Annotated in this window: 16 protein-coding genes and 1 pseudogene; 10 read left to right on the forward strand and 7 right to left on the reverse strand. The window is 61.3% G+C overall.

Annotated features, from left to right (window positions below; translation table 11 throughout):
• Positions 1-77: 77 nt before the first annotated feature.
• The 6 genes from ATY77_RS27775 to ATY77_RS27800 form a co-directional block, all read right to left on the reverse strand.
• Positions 78-872, reverse strand: coding sequence for an SDR family NAD(P)-dependent oxidoreductase (locus ATY77_RS27775; protein ID WP_088689723.1), 795 nt, complete (start codon positions 870-872; stop codon positions 78-80).
• A 311-nt stretch (positions 873-1,183) separates the two neighbouring features.
• Positions 1,184-2,398, reverse strand: coding sequence for an MFS transporter (locus ATY77_RS27780; protein WP_088689724.1), 1,215 nt, complete (start codon positions 2,396-2,398; stop codon positions 1,184-1,186).
• A 125-nt stretch (positions 2,399-2,523) separates the two neighbouring features.
• The gene (locus ATY77_RS27785; RefSeq protein WP_088689725.1) at positions 2,524-3,000 is read right to left on the reverse strand and encodes an N-acetyltransferase; all 477 of its coding nucleotides are present in this window, start codon (positions 2,998-3,000) and stop codon (positions 2,524-2,526) included.
• Positions 3,001-3,047: 47 nt separating this feature from the next.
• On the reverse strand, positions 3,048-4,253 hold the full coding sequence (gene pcaF, locus ATY77_RS27790; RefSeq protein WP_088689726.1) for a 3-oxoadipyl-CoA thiolase: 1,206 nt from the start codon (positions 4,251-4,253) through the stop codon (positions 3,048-3,050).
• A gap of 10 nt (positions 4,254-4,263) precedes the next feature.
• The gene (locus tag ATY77_RS27795) at positions 4,264-4,968 is read right to left on the reverse strand and encodes a CoA transferase subunit B (protein WP_088689727.1); all 705 of its coding nucleotides are present in this window, start codon (positions 4,966-4,968) and stop codon (positions 4,264-4,266) included.
• Positions 4,965-5,672: a 3-oxoacid CoA-transferase subunit A gene (locus ATY77_RS27800; RefSeq protein WP_088689728.1), complete on the reverse strand. Its 708-nt coding sequence runs from the start codon at positions 5,670-5,672 to the stop codon at positions 4,965-4,967. The genes ATY77_RS27795 and ATY77_RS27800 overlap by 4 nt, the downstream gene beginning before the upstream one ends.
• 130 nt (positions 5,673-5,802) lie before the next feature.
• Here ATY77_RS27800 and ATY77_RS27805 point away from each other — a divergent pair, with 130 nt between their 5' ends.
• The 8 genes from ATY77_RS27805 (at position 5,803) to ATY77_RS27840 (ending at position 15,206) form a co-directional block, all read left to right on the forward strand.
• Positions 5,803-6,561 carry an IclR family transcriptional regulator C-terminal domain-containing protein gene (locus tag ATY77_RS27805; RefSeq protein ID WP_088689729.1) on the forward strand — a complete coding sequence of 253 codons (759 nt, stop codon included), beginning with the start codon at positions 5,803-5,805 and terminating at the stop codon, positions 6,559-6,561.
• Positions 6,562-6,696: 135 nt separating this feature from the next.
• Positions 6,697-7,623, forward strand: coding sequence for an ArsR family transcriptional regulator (locus tag ATY77_RS27810; protein WP_190233628.1), 927 nt, complete (start codon positions 6,697-6,699; stop codon positions 7,621-7,623).
• A gap of 210 nt (positions 7,624-7,833) precedes the next feature.
• Entirely contained in the window at positions 7,834-9,342 is a 1,509-nt protein-coding gene (locus ATY77_RS27815; RefSeq protein ID WP_088689730.1) for an alpha-N-arabinofuranosidase, read from the forward strand.
• 184 nt (positions 9,343-9,526) lie between these two features.
• On the forward strand, positions 9,527-11,431 hold the full coding sequence (locus ATY77_RS27820) for an ABC transporter substrate-binding protein (RefSeq protein ID WP_088689731.1): 1,905 nt from the start codon (positions 9,527-9,529) through the stop codon (positions 11,429-11,431).
• Between the two features lie 109 nt (positions 11,432-11,540).
• Entirely contained in the window at positions 11,541-12,545 is a 1,005-nt protein-coding gene (locus ATY77_RS27825; protein ID WP_088674696.1) for an ABC transporter permease, read from the forward strand.
• 3 nt (positions 12,546-12,548) lie between these two features.
• The gene (locus tag ATY77_RS27830; RefSeq protein ID WP_088689732.1) at positions 12,549-13,406 is read left to right on the forward strand and encodes an ABC transporter permease; all 858 of its coding nucleotides are present in this window, start codon (positions 12,549-12,551) and stop codon (positions 13,404-13,406) included.
• A gap of 1 nt (position 13,407) precedes the next feature.
• Positions 13,408-14,397 carry an ABC transporter ATP-binding protein gene (locus tag ATY77_RS27835; protein ID WP_088689733.1) on the forward strand — a complete coding sequence of 330 codons (990 nt, stop codon included), beginning with the start codon at positions 13,408-13,410 and terminating at the stop codon, positions 14,395-14,397.
• The gene (locus ATY77_RS27840) at positions 14,394-15,206 is read left to right on the forward strand and encodes an ABC transporter ATP-binding protein (RefSeq protein WP_088689734.1); all 813 of its coding nucleotides are present in this window, start codon (positions 14,394-14,396) and stop codon (positions 15,204-15,206) included. The genes ATY77_RS27835 and ATY77_RS27840 overlap by 4 nt, the downstream gene beginning before the upstream one ends.
• A 371-nt stretch (positions 15,207-15,577) precedes the next feature.
• Here the strand turns inward: ATY77_RS27840 and ATY77_RS27850 are convergent.
• Positions 15,578-16,490, reverse strand: a pseudogene (locus ATY77_RS27850) (HNH endonuclease).
• Between the two features lie 203 nt (positions 16,491-16,693).
• Between ATY77_RS27850 and ATY77_RS27855 the strand changes: the two are divergent.
• Together ATY77_RS27855 and ATY77_RS27860 are read left to right on the forward strand one after the other, a co-directional pair.
• Positions 16,694-16,993 (forward strand): hypothetical protein, encoded by a 300-nt coding sequence (locus tag ATY77_RS27855; RefSeq protein WP_088674703.1) that lies wholly within the window; start codon positions 16,694-16,696, stop codon positions 16,991-16,993.
• 123 nt (positions 16,994-17,116) lie between these two features.
• On the forward strand, positions 17,117-17,671 hold the full coding sequence (locus ATY77_RS27860; RefSeq protein ID WP_088689736.1) for a DUF4274 domain-containing protein: 555 nt from the start codon (positions 17,117-17,119) through the stop codon (positions 17,669-17,671).
• Positions 17,672-17,965: the final 294 nt, after the last annotated feature.

The raw sequence follows: 17,965 nt of genomic DNA on the forward strand, positions 1-17,965 counted from the left end.
ACCAAGCAGGAAACGTGATGGTGGTTCTAAAGTTCCCCTCGGAAGGGGAAAAGAAACGGATGCCTTCGGCGGCAGTCCTACGGCATCAGCTGGCCGCCATTGACCTCGATGATCTGACCGGTGATGTAACCCGAAAGCGTCGGCGAGGCGAGGAAGAGATAAGCGCCGACGCAATCCTCCGACGTGCCGACGAAGCCCATCGGGATCGACTTGCGCTGCAGCTCCATCTGCTCGTCGTTAGTATAACGTTCGTGGAAGGGCGTGGCGATGACACCGGGCGCCACCGCGTTGACGCGGATCCTGTCGGCGACGAATTCCTTGGCATGGCCGCGCGTGATCGTCGAGACGAAGCCTTTGGACGCTGCATAGAGGATCGCGCCATTGCCGCCGCCGTTGCGCGCGGCGATCGAGGTGGTGTTGATGATGAAACCGCCCTGCTTTTTCAGCCAGGGATGCGCCGCACGCGTCGCCACCAGCACCGAGCGGGCGTTGAGATCCATCACCGCGGCATAATGTTCGTCGGTATATTCCGAGGTCGGCTTGCGCCCGAGCATGCCGCCGGCATTGTTGATGAGGCCGTCGAGATGGCCGAAGGTCTTCGCCGTCTCCTCCACGACCCGCTCGGTCTCGCCTTCCCTCGACACGTCGCCCTGGATCAGATGCACCGTGCCGCCGGCAGCGCGGATTTCCTCGCCGAGCTTCTCCGCCGGCTCGCGGCTGGAATTGTAATGCACGCCAACCTTGGCGCCCTGCGCCGCAAAGGCGCGGGCGAGCGCCGCCCCGATGCCGGTCGAGGCGCCGGTGATCAGCACGGCCTTGCCGGCGAGATCCGGCAGTTTGATGGATGCAAGCAATTGAGCAAGTTCTGCCATGGCTAAGATAGCCTCCCAAAATCACGGACATAGGTGATGAAACAGACCTGGGAAGTCTAGCAGTCGAAATCCGAGGAGGGCAATGCACGAAAAGGCGAGGATTGGTATGGTGGGGGATGCGATGCTGTCTTGCTCGCCCCGCAAATTGCCCCTCACTCTAACCCTCTCCCCGTTCTGACGGGGAGAGGGAACGTACCCTGCGAGAGGGGAGCGGGGGAATGGAGAGGCCCCGGCTTGTCTCCTTCTCCCCGCAAGCGGGGAGAAGGTGGCGGCAGCCGGATGAGGCGCTGACCTCGCCTAGCTCCATCTAATCAAGAAGTTACGCCGAAAGCCGGCTGCGGTTTCTCGCGAGTGAGAGGCGGAAAGGCCAGCGCGATCGCCGCCGCGCCCAGCCCGACCATGGCGGAGCCGATGAACAGCCAGGAATAATTGGCGTAGGTGTCGAAGATCCAGCCGCCGATCAGGGGACCGAAAGCCATGCCGAGGCTGGAGAGCATCGTCGCCGCGCCTAGGACCGTACCGATGATGCGTTGGCCGAAATATTCCCGCGCCAGCACCGCATAAAGCGGCATCACGCCGCCATAAGCGCTGCCGAAGACGATGGCGAGCGCATAGAATTCGCCGAGCCGGCTGACGAAGAGATAGGTCGCAAGTGCCGCCGCCTGCACCGTGAGGCCGGCAACCAGCACCGGCTTCACGCCGATCCGGTCGGCAAGGCTGCCATAAAGCAGCCGGCCGCCCAGTCCCGCCAGGCCCTCGACGCTGTAGATGCTGACGGCGGCCATCGGGGCGACGCCGCAGATCGTCGCATAACTGACCATATGGAAGATCGGCCCGGAATGCGCCGCGCAGCAGGCAAAGAAGGTCAGGCCAAGTACGATGAACTGCGGCGACCGGAAGACTTTCGACAGCTGTGGCCGGGCGCCATCGACCGCGAACTCGCTATCGCTTTCGGCGGCAGCGGCAGGCGGACGCCTGATCAGCAGGGCGGCCGGCAGCAGCAGCACCCATACCGCAACGCCGATGATCAGCATGGCGGGACGCCATTCATAGGCGGAAATCAGCCAGCGCGCGAAAGGCGAGATGGTCATCGGCGCCACGCCCATGCCGGCGGAGACGAGCGACACGGCAAGCCCGCGGTTTTCGTCGAACCAGGCGGTCGTCGCGGCGATCATCGGCGCGAAAAAGGCGCTGGCGGCCAATCCGACGAGCACGCCGTAGGTCAGCTGGAACTGCGTGAGCGTCTCGGCGCGGCTGGCAAGCACCAGCGCCAGACCGAGCAGCACGGATCCTGTTATCACCACGATCCGCGGACCAAAGCGGTCGCTGGCAGCACCCCAGAGGAAGCCGCCGAAGCCCATGACGATGAAGTTCAGCGTCATCGCGCTCGCAATCCCGACATGCGACCAGCCGGTGGCGCTGGCGATCGGTTCCTGAAAAATCGCCAGCGAGAACATCGCGCCGATTGCCACGCACGACATCAATGCGCCCACGGCGACGATGACCCAACGATAGGAAACACCCATGGCTTGAAACCTCCCTGCCGACAGAGTGATCGCGAGGCAAGCGGCCGGCCGCATCTCGCCTACGATCAAAGACGTTTGAACCGCTGCGATTTCGACAGCGCCGTCACATCTTTTTCCGTACGGTCCTACAGGGTGCGGAACATCACCAGCGCGTCGACATACCCTTCGGTCGGATGCAGGAAGACGTCGGGAAGCCGGCCGACGGTCTCGAAGCCGAGCGATTGCCAGAGCTCGACGGCGCGGCGATTGACGACGAAATTGAACTGCATGGCCCGAAAGCCCCTGGCACGGGCATGCTCCAGCGAATGTTCGTGCATGCGGCGGGCGATACCGCGGCCGCTTGCGGCCGGATCGGTCATGTAGCCGCAATTGCAGACATGGCGCCCGCCGCCCGCCTGATTGGCCTTGATGTAATAGGTGCCGAGGATGACGCCATCCTCTTCGGCGACGAAGGTCTCGCGGTCCGGCCCCATCCAGTAGGCGAGCGCATCGGCTTCCGAGAGATCGCGGTCGAGCGCATAGGTCTCGCCGGCACGGATCGTCGGGCCGATGATCCTCCAGATGGCATCTCGATCGTCGTTTTCTGCGGGCCGGATCAGCATGCCCGATTTCTACAGAAGCCCGACATGGCGCGCAACGGGCCGAGCGCTCAAACCCTTTCGAGCGCGATGGCGATCCCCTGCCCGACGCCGATGCACATGGTCGACAGCGAATATTTCCCACCGGTTTCCTGAAGCTCCAGCGCCGCCGTGCCGGTGATGCGGGCGCCAGACATGCCCAGGGGATGGCCGAGCGCGATCGCGCCGCCATTGCGGTTCACCCGCTGGTCGTCGTCGGCAATGCCGAGCGCGCGCAGCACCGCCAGGCCCTGGCTGGCAAAGGCCTCGTTGAGTTCGATGACGTCGAACTGTTCCTGGGTCATGCCGAGCCGGGCCATCAGCTTGCGCGAGGCCGGGATCGGGCCGACGCCCATCACCCGCGGCGGAACGGCGGCGGCGGCACCGCCGAGGATGCGTGCGATCGGCGTCAGGCTATATTTTCGCGCCGCCGCTTCCGAAGCGACGATCAGCGCGGCGGCGCCATCATTGACGCCGGAGGCATTGCCTGCCGTCACCGTGCCGCCTTCCTTCTTGAAAGGCGTGCCGAGTTTCGCCAGCGTCTCCACCGTCGTCGCGCGCGGATGCTCATCCTTCTCGACGATGACAGGATCGCCCTTGCGTTGTGGGATGGTCACCGCAGTGATCTCCTTCGCCAGCCGTCCGCTCGCTTGGGAGGCCGCCGCCTTCGCCTGGCTGCGCACCGCAAAGGCATCCTGATCCTCGCGGCTGATCTTATAATCCTCGGCGACATTCTCGCCGGTCTCCGGCATGGAATCGACGCCGTACTGCTTCTTCATGAGAGGGTTGACGAAACGCCAGCCGATGGTGGTGTCGTGGATTTCGGCCGCGCGCGAAAAGGCCGTCTCGGCCTTCGGCATGACGAAGGGCGCGCGCGACATGCTTTCGACGCCGCCCGCGATCATCAGTTCGGCCTCGCCGGCGCGGATGGCGCGTGCGGCCGTGATCACCGCATCCATGCCGGAGCCGCACAGCCGGTTGATCGTGGTGCCCGGGACGGCGATCGGCAGACCGGCCAAGAGCGCCGACATGCGCGCGACGTTACGGTTGTCCTCGCCCGCCTGGTTGGCGCAGCCGAAGATCACGTCGTCGACGGCTTCCCAATCGACGCCGCCGTTGCGCTGCATCAGCGCCTTCAGCGCGATAGCGCCGAGATCGTCGGCGCGCACCTGCGAGAGCGAGCCGGCGAAGCGGCCGATCGGCGTCCTGATATAGTCGCAGATAAAGGCTTCGGTCATGGCTTTTCCTTTAGAGTTTCGGAACGACGAGATCGGCAACAGGCCCGTCGAGATGCAGCGGCGCACCGGTTATCGCCTGCAATTCCTCCAGCGACATCGCAGCCAGCTTCTCCCGCAGGACGAAGCGCCCATCGACGATGTCGATGATGGCATGGCTGGTATACACGCGCGTGATGCAGGCGACGCCGGTCAGCGGGAAGGTGCATTTCTCCACCAGCTTCGGCTCGCCCGTCTTGGTGACATGCTCGGTGATGACGCAGACCTGCTTGGCGCCGTGCACGAGATCCATGGCGCCGCCGACCGCCGGCACGCCCTTGCTGCCCACCCGCCAGTTGGCGAGATCGCCGTTCTGGGCGACCTGATAGGCGCCAAGGATGGCGACGTCGAGATGGCCGCCGCGCACCATGGCGAAACTGTCGGCGTGGTGGAAGAAGGCCGCGCCCGGCTTCAGCGTCACCGCCTTCTTGCCGGCATTGATCAGATCCCAGTCCTCCTCACCTTCCGCCGGCGGCTCACCGAAATTCAGGATGCCGTTTTCGGTGTGGAAAATCGCCTCGCGGCCGGGCGGCTGATAGCGGGCGACCATCTCGGGAAAGCCGATGCCGAGGTTCACATAGGCGCCGTCGGCGATATCCTGCGCGGCGCGCCAGGCGATCTGCGCATTGGTGAGCTTGATGTCTTCACGGGTGTTTATAGGGCGGATATCGACGGTCATACGTAGGCCACTCCGGCTCGAATGAGCTCTTCTTCCTGCTGGGGATTGGGAACGGCAACGACGCGGTCGACAAAGATGCCGGGTGTCACCACATGCTCGGGATCGATGCCGCCGGCCGGCACGATCGATGAGACCTGGACGATGGTCTTTGCCGCCGCCATGCACATCAGCGGATTGAAGTTGCGGCCGGCCTTGTTGTAGGTGAGGTTGCCATGGACATCGCCGATCTCCGCCTTGACGATGGCGAAATCGGCCTTCAGCCAGCGTTCCTGCACATAGTGGCGGCCGTCGAATTCGGCGATGACCTTGCCCGCGGCCAGTTCGGTGCCATAGGCCGTCGGCGTGTAGAAGGCCGGAATGCCGGCCCCGCCGGCGCGGATGCGCTCGGCAAGTGTTCCCTGCGGCACCAGTTCGAGCTCGATCTCGCCGGCCAGATATTTGTCCGTGAAAGCACGCGGATCCGACGAGCGCGGGAATGAGCAGATCATCTTCCTGACCATGCCGGCATCGATCATCGCCGCAATACCGATGCGGCCGTTGCCGGCATTGTTGTTGATCACGGTGAGGTTCTTGCTGCCGTTGTCGATCAGGGCGTGGATTAATTCGATGGGCGCACCCGAACCACCGAAACCACCAATCATGACGGTGGCGCCGTCACCGATCCCGGAGACGGCCTCTGCCGTGCTCTCGACTGTCTTGTCCATGTGGGGTCTCCTCTCTCGTTCTAACGTCAGGGATAAAACGCGGTTGCCGCAGCGGCAAGATAATTTGTGCGTTATTTGACATTTGTTCATATATCGCACAGACTGATGCGACTGATTGGAGACTTGAATCATGCGCGAAACGGATTTCGTCAGCGGCTTCGCCCGCGGCCTGAAAGTCATCGAAGCCTTCGGCGAGACGCGGCAGCGGCTTTCCATCGCCGAGGCCGCGAAACTGACGGAGCTCGACCGAGCCACGGTACGTCGGTCGCTGCTGACGCTCGCCGAACTCGGCTATGCCGATTATGACGGCAAGTTCTTCACGCTGACGCCGAAGATCCTGCGCCTTGGACATGCCTATCTCGCAGCGACGCCGCTTCCGGCGCTGTTGCAGCCGCATCTCGATCTTCTCTCGGAACGCGCCGGCCAGAGCGCCTCGGCCTCGGTGCTCGACGACACCGAAATCGTCTATATCGCCCGCGCCTCGCAGCGCCGCGTCATGTCGATCAATCTCACGCCCGGCAGCCGCCTACCCGCCTATTGCGCCTCGATGGGCCGGGTGCTGCTCGCGGCCCTCGCCGAGAACGAGGCGCGCGCCATTCTTGCCCGCAGCGAGCTGAAGCAAAATACGCCGAATACCAAGACCGACCCTGAGGAACTCATCGCCGAGTTCCGGCGCGTGCGCGCCGAAGGCTACGCCATCATCGATCAGGAGCTGGAGATCGGTCTCTGCTCGATAGCCGTGCCCGTCGAAAACGACCGCGGCCAAACGGTCGCGGCAATCAATATCGGCGCGCCGGCCGCCCTCGTTCCGGCTGCGGAAATGAAGGAGCGTTATCTCAAGTTGCTGAAAGAAACGCAGGCTGCGTTGCGCCCGCTGCTGCGGCGGTAGGCGGGCCGGCTCCGCTGCCATAGCGAAAAGATGCTTGAGATCTGACAATAACAAAAGAATCCCCCGAGCTGACTGAAGACGGCTTGATGTATCAAATTTCTCGATATACATCATAACATCGGAAATGATGGGGAAATGATGGAACGTTCGTTTTTGACGATTGCCGCTGGCGAGAATAGTGACGCGATACGCGCGCTTTCTGCCCCGGCGCGCATCGAGATTCTCAAGCTGCTCTGCGCCAAAGGGCCGATGAATATCAATGATATCGCCCGCGCGCTGTCCCTCCCCCAATCCACGGTCGCAACGGGCATTCAGATTTTGGAAGATGCGCGGCTCGTCGACTCGCAACTGGCCAAGGCCCGCAAAGGCAACCAGAAGATCTGCTCGGCGATCTATAGCGAGATCCTGATCAGCTTCGAGGAAAGTGCCGCCCAGCGGGCCAATAATATCATCGAAGTCGAGATGCCGGTGGGCCTGTACACCAGCTGCGACGTGCATGCGCCATGCGGTCTTTGCTCCACCGAGAGCGTCATCGGTCCCCTTGATGTGCCGGACTATTTCCTTGATCCGCAGCGCATGCAGGCCGGGCTCGTCTGGTTCGGCAGGGGCTATGTCGAATACAAATTTCCTAATAATGCCAAGGTGTTGAATAAGGATATCCGTGCCATCGAATTTTCGCTGGAACTGTCTTCCGAGGTGCCCGGCACCAATCCGGACTGGCCGTCCGACATCACGCTCTGGGTCAATGGCATGGCGATTGGAACCTGGACGTCGCCCGGCGATTATGGCGACAAGCGCGGCGCCTTCACCCCGGCCTGGTGGAAGCTCGAAGGTTCGCAATATGGGGCGATGAAGACCTGGCGCATCTCGACGCGCGGAACCTTCATCGACGGTGTCGCCGCGTCGAATGTTACGCTCGCCGATCTCGCGCTCGGTCAGCATTCGTCCATTCGGCTCCGCGTCGGCATCGCGGAGAATGCCGGTCATACCGGCGGCGTCAATATTTTCGGCCGCGGCTTCGGAAATCACGGCCGCGATATCATCATGCGGCTGCACGTGTGATCACATACTATCGGAAATTCTGATTTATAAAAAGCGATCCCATCGAGTTTCAGCGGCGAAAAAATCGATCCAACATATTGTTATTGAACTATTTTTGTCGAAATTAAAATTAGTATGATAAAAAGCCTGACTCGGTTGACAGCACGACATTCCTGATATCAAGTTAGAGGCAAGAAAACAAAAATCTTGATATATAAACGGGAGGATCCGTTGAAGACGAATGTCGTTGCCCACCGCGATTTTCGCATCGCGACCATTGACGCCAGGCTCTACAGTTCATTCCTCGAACATCTCGGCAGAGCGATCTACGGGGGCATTTACGAGCCCGGACATCCCACAGCCGACGAAGACGGATTTCGCCGCGACGTGCTCGATCTGGTCCGCGATCTCGACACGCCCTATTGCCGTTATCCCGGCGGCAATTTCGTCTCGGCCTATAACTGGGAGGATGGCGTCGGCCCGCGTTCGGAGCGCCCGGTTCGCCTCGACCTTGCCTGGCGCACCCGCGAAGCCAATCAGATCGGCGTCAACGAATTCGTCGACTGGTGCAAGAAGGCCAACACCAAGCCGATGCTCGCCGTCAATCTCGGCTCCCGCGGCCTCGATGCCGCCCGCAATTTCCTGGAATATTGCAATCATCCCGGCGGTACCTATTGGTCGGATCTGCGCCGCAAGCACGGCTGGTCAAATCCGCACGACGTCAAATTATGGTGCCTCGGCAACGAGATGGACGGACCCTGGCAGGTCGGCCACAAGTCCGCCTATGAATATGGCCGGCTGGCGGATGAGACGGCGAAGGCCATGCGCGGCTTCGACAAATCGCTCGAACTCGTGGTCTGCGGCTCGTCCAATTCCGATATGAAGACCTATCCCGATTGGGAGGCCCAGGTTCTCGAGCAGTGCTATGACAGCGCCGATTACATCTCGCTGCATATGTATTTCGCCAACCGCGAGAAGAATACGCTGAACTACCTCGCCCGCGCGACGAAGCTCGACCGCTACATCACCACGATCGGCGGCGTGATCGATTACATCAAGGCGAAAAAGCGCTCGAAAAAGACGATCGGCATTTCCTTCGACGAATGGAACGTCTGGTACCATTCCAACCAGCAGGACAAGGAGATCCTGGCGCGCGACGAATGGCCGGATGCCCCGCATCTGCTGGAAGACGTCTATAATTTCGAGGACGTGCTGCAGGTCGGCGGCATCCTGAACACCTTCATCCGCCGCTCCGACCGGGTGCGCATCGCCTGCATCGCCCAGCTCGTCAATGTCATCGCTCCCATCATGACCGAGGATGGCGGCGCTGCCTGGCGGCAGACCATCTATTACCCGTTCTACTATGCCTCCCGCTATGGCCGCGGCGCGGCGCTGCAGCTGGTCGTCGACGGCCCGACCTATGACGGCGACGAGGAGAACGATGTTCCCTATCTCGACGTATCAGCGGTTCATTCCGAGGACGGCAGGACGCTCACCTTCTTTGCCGTCAACCGCCATCCGCAGACAGCACTCGACCTGGACGTGAGGCTGGAAGGCTTCGGCGCCGCCCGCCTGATCGAGCAGGTGGAGATGACCCATGGCGATCTCGAAGCCGTCAACACGGCAGCACGGCCGCAGACGGTCGCTCCCGTCAATGTCGAGAGCGCCAAGATCGAGGACGGAAGGTTGCGGACGGCGCTGAAGCCGCTGTCCTACAACGTCATCCGGCTGTCCGTGTGACAGCCGCCGCCGGATAGATGACCGGCTGAGAGATTCGGCTCACCTGCGAGGAGGCAGGCGGGCCGGAGGGATGGTTCGCTGGAGCGCTGGACTTAAGGTCCCGATGCCTCCGCAAACCGACAACCGCGACGTGCCCATGCGTGCCTTTGCGGCCGCCAGATCGTCGCTTTCTAGGGAGGAGTTCATGCAACAGTGGAAGAGGCTCGCATTTGGCGTCGCGCTGGCCGCACTCGGCCTGACGGCGGCGGCCAAGGCCGATGACTACACCTCCTTGCCGCGCAAGGAGACGCTCATCGTCGAAAATCCGGAAGGGACGATCAAGAATCCCGGCTGGTTCAACATCTGGGTCAATGGCGGCGGCGGTGTTTCGACCGGCCTGCAGCAGCTGACGATGGATACGCTCTGGTTCATCGACCCCGAACAGGGGCTCGGCGGCGCGGCCTGGGACAATTCGCTCGCCGCCGACAAACCGCAATACAATGCCGACTTCACCGAGATGACGGTGAAACTGCGCAAGGGGCTCTTCTGGAGCGACGGCGTCGAGTTCACGGCCGACGACGTGGTCTATACCGTCAAGACGCAGATGGACCACCCCGGCATGGTCTGGAGCGCGGCCTTCTCCGTGCAGGTGGCGAGCGTCGAGGCGACCGATCCGCAGACGGTCGTGTTCAAGCTGAAGAAGCCCAATTCGCGCTTCCATGCCATCTTCACCGTGCGTTGGAACGGCGCCTGGATCATGCCGAAGCACGTGTTCGAGAAGGTGGAGGATCCGCTTCGTTACGATTTCGCCAACCCGGTCTCGCTCGGCGCCTATAAGCTGAAGGCCTATGACCCTCAGGGCAAATGGTATACTTGGGAGAAGCGCGACGACTGGCAGCGGACCTCGCTTGCCCGCTTCGGCGAACCGGCTCCGAAATATGTGACCTATACCGATCCAGGCCCGCCGGATAAACGGACGATCGCCCAGCTCGAGCACAATCTCGATATCATTCACGACAACACGCCGGAGGGCATGTTCACCCTCAAGGAGAAGTCGAAGACCATCGACACGTGGTTCCCGGGCTTCCCCTTCGCCCATCCGGATCCGACGCTGCCGGCCGTCATCTTCAACACCCAGAATCCGCCCTTCGACAATGCCGATGTTCGCTGGGCGCTGGCGCTCCTCATCGACATCAAGGCGGTCGACATGGCGAGCTACCGCGGCGCGGCGACGCTGTCTGCGCTCGGCGTGCCGCCGACGGCGGCCACGATGAAAGACTATCAGGCGCCGATGCAGGATTGGCTGAAGGACTTCGAGATCGATACCGGCAAGAGCAAGATCAAGCCCTACGACCCGACCATCGGCCAGCAGATCGCCGATATCCTGCGCAAGCAGCCGAAGTTCAAGGACCAGATCCCGACCGACCCGCAGGCGATCAGCGGTGCCTTCGGCTATGGCTGGTGGAAACCGGATCCGAAAGCGGCCGGCGAACTTCTGGAAAAGGCAGGCTTCAAGAAATCCGGCGGCAAATGGCTGACCCCGGACGGCCAGCCCTTCAAGATCCGGATGACGGTTGAAGGCGACACACGGTCGGTCTTCACCCGCGCCGGCACGCTGATTGCCCAGCAATGGGCGGCCTTCGGTATCGACGCGAAAGCCGTGCCGGCCGCGAAACTTTGGCAGACGGCGCTGCAGCCCGGCGATTTCCAGGTGGCGATCGCCTGGAGCGTCGAAACCTGGGGCGGCGATCCCGACCTCTCCTTCTTCCTCGACAGCTGGCACTCGCAGTTCGTGGCGAAGAAGGGTGACGTTCAGCCGCCGCGCAACTGGCAGCGCTGGTCCAATCCGGAGCTCGACAAGATCATCGAGAACATCCGCGGCATCAGCGCCGACGATCCCAAGGGCATCGAGCTCGGCAAGGATTATCTGAAGCTGGTCGCCCGCGAAATGCCGACGATCCCGCTGATGTCCTACAACGTCTTCACCTCGATGGATACGACCTATTGGACCGGCTATCCGACGATCAAGGATCCCTATACCGATCCGGTGCCGAACTGGGCGAATTCCAGGCTCATGATGGTCAAGCTGAAGCCGGCACAACCGAAATAATCCTCCCAAAGCCGGCGCGCAGCCATCGCGCCGGCCCCCTTATCGACGGGCAAATGCCCGTCGATCCTTTCCTTGCTTTGAAAGGGAACCTGAGAGGAACCAACGCCTTATGACGCCCTATCTGATCTTTGTGCTGAAGCGGTTCGGTCAGTTTCTGCTCGTCGTATTCCTTGGCGTGACGATCACCTTCTTCGTCACCCACCTGACCCCGATCGACCCGGTCGAAGAAAGCATAGGCGCCATCACGCAGATGGGCCAGTCCGACCCGAATGCGATCGAACTGATGCGCCAGTCGCTGCGCGAGCTATATGGAATGCAGGGCTCGATCTGGGAGCAATATCTGCATTTCTGGCTGCGGCTTGCGACCGGCGATCTCGGCCCCTCGCTCTCGGCCTTTCCGACCCCTGTCTCCACCATCATCCTGCGATCGCTCCCCTGGACGATCGGCTTGATGACGGTGTCGACGCTGATCACCTTCGTGCTCGGCAACGCCATCGGCGCGCTCGCCGGCTATTACCGCAAGGACATGGTGCTGAAGGCCGTCAGCCTCGTCTTCATCGCGCTGCTGCCCATCCCCTATTATATCCTCGCCTTCGTGCTGCTCATCGTCTTCGGCTTCATCTGGCCGGTGCTGCCGATCAATGGCGGCTATGAGATGAACGCCAATCTGGACCTCTCCTTCGCGCTCGTCCTCGATATCCTCAAACATTCCATCCTGCCGGCTTTGTCGCTGATCCTGGTCGGCGCCGGCAGCTGGCTGATCGGCATGCGGGCGTTGGTTTCCAACATCATCACCGACGATTACGTCGTCTTTGCCGAGCTCGGCGGCGTGCCGAAGGGAAAAATTCTCCGCTCCTACATCGCCCGCAACGCCATGGTGCCGCAGTTCACAGGCCTTGCCATGTCGCTCGGCGCGATTTTCAACGGCACCGTCATCACCGAAATCGTCTTCGGTTATCCCGGCATCGGCAATCTGCTGATCGAAGCGGTGCATGCCGGCGACTACAGCCTGGTGCTCGGCCTCAGCGCCCTGTCGATCGTCGGCGTCGCCGCCGCCGTCTTCATCATCGACGTGCTCAGCCCGCTGATCGATCCGCGCATCAAGGTGGAATAGAACATGTTTACCATCGTCCGCGACCTCTCGCGCCACAACATGGAATTCCTCTGTGGCCTGCTGCTCTTCGCCGTCATCGTCGGCCTGGTGATCCTGTCTTATTTCTCGCCCTATGGCGCAACGGACATCTATCTTCTGCCGCCCGACATGCCGCCCGACGGCGAATATTGGCTCGGCACGACATCGCGCGGCCAGGATGTGTTCTGGCAACTGACGACGGGGCTGCGCAACACGCTCTATTTCGGCATCGGCGTCGCCTTTCTCTCGCGCATCATCTCGCTGGTCGTCGGCCTCGTCGCCGGTTATGCCGGCGGGGCGGTCGACCGGGTGCTGATGGCGATCAACGACAGCGTCATGGTCATCCCGCAATTTCCGCTGCTGATCCTTTTCTATTTCGTGCTGAAGGATAACATGACCTGGATGGCGCTGATCGTCATCATGGCCTCGCTCGGCTGGTCTTATGATGCCCGCCTCATCCGCTCGGTGGCGATCGGCCTGAAGACCAGGCCGTTTACCACCCAGAGCGTCTATTCCGGCATGAGCACGAGCAAGATCCTGGTCGAAGAGCACCTGCCCTATGTGCTGCCGATCGTCTTCGCCACCACCATGAACAACATGATCTGGTCGATCGGCATGGAAATCACGCTCTCGGTGCTCGGCTTCACCGATATCGAGACGCCGACCATGGGCATGATGATCTACTGGGCCAATGCGCATTCGGCGCTGATCTCGGGAATATGGTGGTGGGTGGCCGCCCCCGTCGCCGTCATCGTCATCCTCTTCCTGGCGCTCTTCCTGCTGTCGATGTCGATGAACGAATACAATGATCCGCGCAGCCGGCTGAACCGGATGGGAAGTTAGAATGGATGCTTTGGTCGAAATCCAGAATCTGAAAGCCTATTACCGCGCCTTCCTTTACGGCGTCGATCGCGAGGTGCGCGCCGTCGACGATATCAGCCTGACGATCGGCCGCGGCGAGGTCTACGGCGTCGCCGGAGAATCGAGCAGCGGCAAGACGACACTGATCAAGACGATCGCCGGCGCCATCCGCCCGCCGCTTAGGGTCGTATCCGGGAACGTGAAATTCCATTTCGGCGGCGGCACTCAGGATCTCTATGCGATGAAGCCGGAGGAGCGCATGGCGCTGCGCTGGCGGCATCTGTCCTATATCATGCAGGGCTCGATGAACGTGCTCAATCCGGTGCGCCGGATTCGCCACTCCTTCACCGATTTCGCCTTCCGCCACATGAAGGTGAGCAAGAGCATCTTCTTCGAAAAGGTGGCCGCGCACCTGCAGAGGCTGAAGCTCGATCCGCAGCTGCTCGACGCCTATCCGCACGAACTCTCCGGCGGCATGCGCCAGCGCATGACCATTGCGCTCGCCACGATCCTGACGCCGGAATTCATCATCGCCGACGAGCCGACGACCGCACTCGACGTCATCGTGCAGCGCGATGTGCTGACGATGATCCGCGACATCCAGCGCGAGATGGGCTCGTCCTTCCTGTTCGTCACCCATGACATGGGGGTTCACGCGACGGTCTCCGACCGCATCGGCATCGTCTATGCCGGGCGTCTCGTCGAGGAGGCGCCGACCGCCAAGCTCTTCAGCATGCCGCTCCACCCCTATACGCAGCATCTGGTCGGCAGCCTGCCGAAGATCGGCGACCCCACGACGCGTCCCTCGCTGGAAGGCCGCCCGCCGAACCTCGCCATGCCGCCGGAAGGCTGCCGGTTTCACCCGCGCTGTCCGAAGCGCATGGAGATCTGCTCGCAGAAGGTTCCGCCGCTCGTCACCGTCGGGCCGCAGCGGCGGGTGGCGTGTTTTGCCGTTACGGGAGATCAGGTTTGACCGCTCTGCTCAGCCTCTCGCATGTCACGAAAATCTACCGCCAGGGCGGCATGCTCGGCCGGCGCCTGATCACGGCCGTCAAGGACGTCAGCTTCGAACTCGGCGAGGAGCCGGAAATCCTGTCGATCGTCGGCGAATCCGGCTCGGGAAAATCGACGGTCGCGGCGATGATCCTCGGCCAGACCGAGCCGACGGAAGGAGAGCTTCAATTCGCCGGCAGCACCGTCGCCATCCATAACAGAGCCGAACGCAAGGCCTTCATGAAGGAGGTCCAGCCGGTTCTGCAAAACCCCTTCGAAGCCTTCAATCCGCTGAAGCGGGTCGACCGCTACCTCTTCGAAACCGCCCGCAATTTCTCCGCGTCGGGAAAGCGGCCGGACAAGCAGGAGGCCGAGCGCATGGCGGACGCCGCCCTCCATCACGTCGGCCTCACCCTCGAAGAGGTGAAAGGCCGCTTCCCCCACGAACTCTCCGGCGGCCAGCTGCAACGCGTCGCCATCGCCCGCGCCCTCATCCCCCAACCCCGCCTGCTGGTCGCCGACGAACCCGTCTCGATGGTCGACGCATCGCTGCGCATGGCGATCGTCAACCTCTTCGGCCGCCTGAAAAACGAACTCGGCCTTTCGATCATCTACATCACCCACGACCTCGCGACCGCCTATTACGTCAGCGACAATATTATCATCATGAGGAAGGGCGAGATCGTCGAGCGCGGGCGGGCGCGGGCGGTGTTGGATGATCCGCAGCATGAGTATTCAAGGGCGCTGAAGGATGCGGTGTTGGCGGCGGAGTTTGGTGAGGTGGGGTGAGTCGCGCGGGGGAGATGGGCGGATGCCCACGGACGTTAGGCCATGCGCCGCAGTCCGGCAGCGCGCGTCAAATGCGGAGACAGCGCCCCATTCACGCCTAATAGGCGATGAGGGCATGATCCTCTTCCGCGAGCTCGAACATCAGCAACGTCGTCGGCAGATCGTTGATCCCGTAGATTTCCGTGATGGTCGGGCTTTCTCCGGTGATCCCCGAGCCACAGGGTGGGCCTTCAGGTTGAAAAAGGTGATCACGTCGGTCAATTGCCAGCGCAGCACCAGGGTCGTCGTCCAGCCCGCCGGAAGCGTCTCAGATCACCAGTATATTGTCTGCGATGTTTAGGCGTAGCTAAACGGCTTAGGATCGCTCCCTTCTACTGTTTGAAGCAATTTTGACGGTGCCACTGGAGAAAATGAGGATGAGGCCGCTCGAACGGTTTTGAGGGCACGATTGCTCTTCCCGTCTTATTGATCAGACCGCGGATGCTTTCCGGATCGTTGGCTTGCCGCGAGATCAGGATGTCGAGGTCGTCCGAGAGACAGATGAGCCCACGGTCAAACATCCAGTGTGCGGTGCCGGACAGAGCAATGCCATTGGTGAGGATGTCAGGTCCGTTTGCCTCCACGGGACGAATATGCGCAGCATCGACTTCAGCACGCCCGCCACCGTTTATAAGCTTCAGGCCTGTGATTGCACATCGTTTATCGTAGGCCTGCAGAACGAACCGGCGAAACAGCCGATTGCGAACGATCCGCGATGAGAGCTGTGTAGTCCGGTCTCGCTCGTGCTCAAATAGGAACGGCGCCTGAACTCCGTCTTCAAACCCATCGGCAGGGCGGGTTACGCTCACCTCACCCCAACCGAGGCAGTTCGGGCTCGTGCTCATCCAGCCCAATCGACACGATACGATTGAAATCCGTTGCGGATATCGGGCGCACCGCAGCTTGTGCTCTACCGGAAATCCGCCCCTCCTCATTCAACACGCCTCGCTCAATGACACCGTCCGGCCCACTGAACGGAACAGCGTTGATGAAATCGAGGTAGCTGCCTGGCTCGATAAGTGCCAGATACATGCCGGGTGCCTTCGGATCCGGAATGACTTGGGCCCCCTTGGCGATGGCGAAATAGCCGCGGCTCGTCGCAACCTTGCGCGGCTCGTAATAAATGATCCATTCTCCGAGGCAGGCTTGCACACGACCGAGATACTGGCGCGGGAACTGATATTGTTCTGCCGGGCTGTCGTCATAGATCGAATCTGAGCGGTGGATGAAAACCCCGAATCCCATATCCGATGCGTAGCACGGCCAGTTCGGTTCAGATACGCGCTTGCATCCTCCATTTGAAGAGAATTGATCAGCAATGGCTGGGTGAGGAACGATCGGATGCATCACGGTTGAGCATCAACAAGCGACGGGGGTTCGCAAAGTTTCAATTGACCGTTTCCGATAGCGAAGCGACACTTCAACTCGCAGCAAGGCAGGAGGAAACTATGGACGACCCAGATCGCTGGCGCCAGATGGCAAGCGCACCAAAAGACGGTAGCCGGATTCTGGTGACGATCCGCGCGTCCGAACAGGGGCCGGCGGAAGTTGATCTCGCCTATTGGTCGCATGGCGATCAATTCGCAGGAGAAGGCTGGCGCGCCTCCGATTCCTCGCCCGGGCACATCATCGAATATGCCGAGCCGGAATTGAAGTGTTGGATGCCGATGCCCTCGGCCAATCGCACCTCGATGCCTTCACCCTGGGAAGGCGACGACGCTCAGCAGCTCGATGGGTCAGGGATCTAAGGACTCGCCGCCCAACAACAATCGTTCCTGCAACTGAATGTCGATATGCATTCCCATGCCCCCGCGATTGCTGAGAATGGCTTTGAAGCGTAGTAGGCGATCGGGCATTCCGCGGGGAGAGAGATGGACGGCAAATTTGATAGTTATGATGCCGAACAGCGGGCCATGATCAATTGGTTGACCGGCCGGTCTCCCGATGCTCGCCATGCCATTGCAGAAGATCTGAACTTCGACTTCGCTGAAGATGTGTTCGAGTGGATTTTGACGCAGCCGGGCTGCGATTTGGCAACTGCCGCAAGCTACTTCTGGCGAGCAGGCCCCCTGGAGTGTCTTGAACATCCCGACACCTTCGAAGAAGACAATTTGACGATCAAGAGGCTGGTCGACCGCGTCAATGCCGGCTTTTATAGCCGATCGGAAATTTACTATGGGGGACAAGAGCTGTGGGAAGGCGAAGAGGTGTGCAGCTGGACAGTTGAAGAAGCCGAAGAGCTGCGAGAGTTTGCGCGCACCCATAAGGCTTCTGATCTTCCCTGGACTTTACCCGAGGCGCTGGTCCCGCCGTTCGGGCACCGGCCAGTTCGCATCTCAGATGAAGAAGATCCCAGTAAATCGGAGGAACTCCGAAGGCTCTTTGCCGGGCTCGGGACAGGTTCCGGACTAATCCAGCAAGCCTGATGGAGGCAGATCCGCCTCCAAGAAGTATGCCGCAGCCGACGCAGCAACTCACCATCGGAAAAAGAATAGCGACGTTGCGCAGTTCGGCCTTCAAGCCGCTGTATCTTTATCTCGCATTCGTTGCGGCGGGGTGGGGACTTATCTACGTCTTTGATCCTCCGAGCCTGGTATATAACGTGATGGTCATGTGCTGCACGCAATTCGGGCTCATGACGTTCGGGATGGTGCGAGCTGGAATGAAACGGCAGAAACGAGCGGCCCGCTAATCGCAAAGCGCCCAATCCTCCCCAAAAC

Origin of the sequence: Rhizobium sp. R634 (assembly GCF_002211305.1) — a bacterium.
Taxonomy (GTDB): Bacteria; Pseudomonadota; Alphaproteobacteria; order Rhizobiales; family Rhizobiaceae; genus Rhizobium.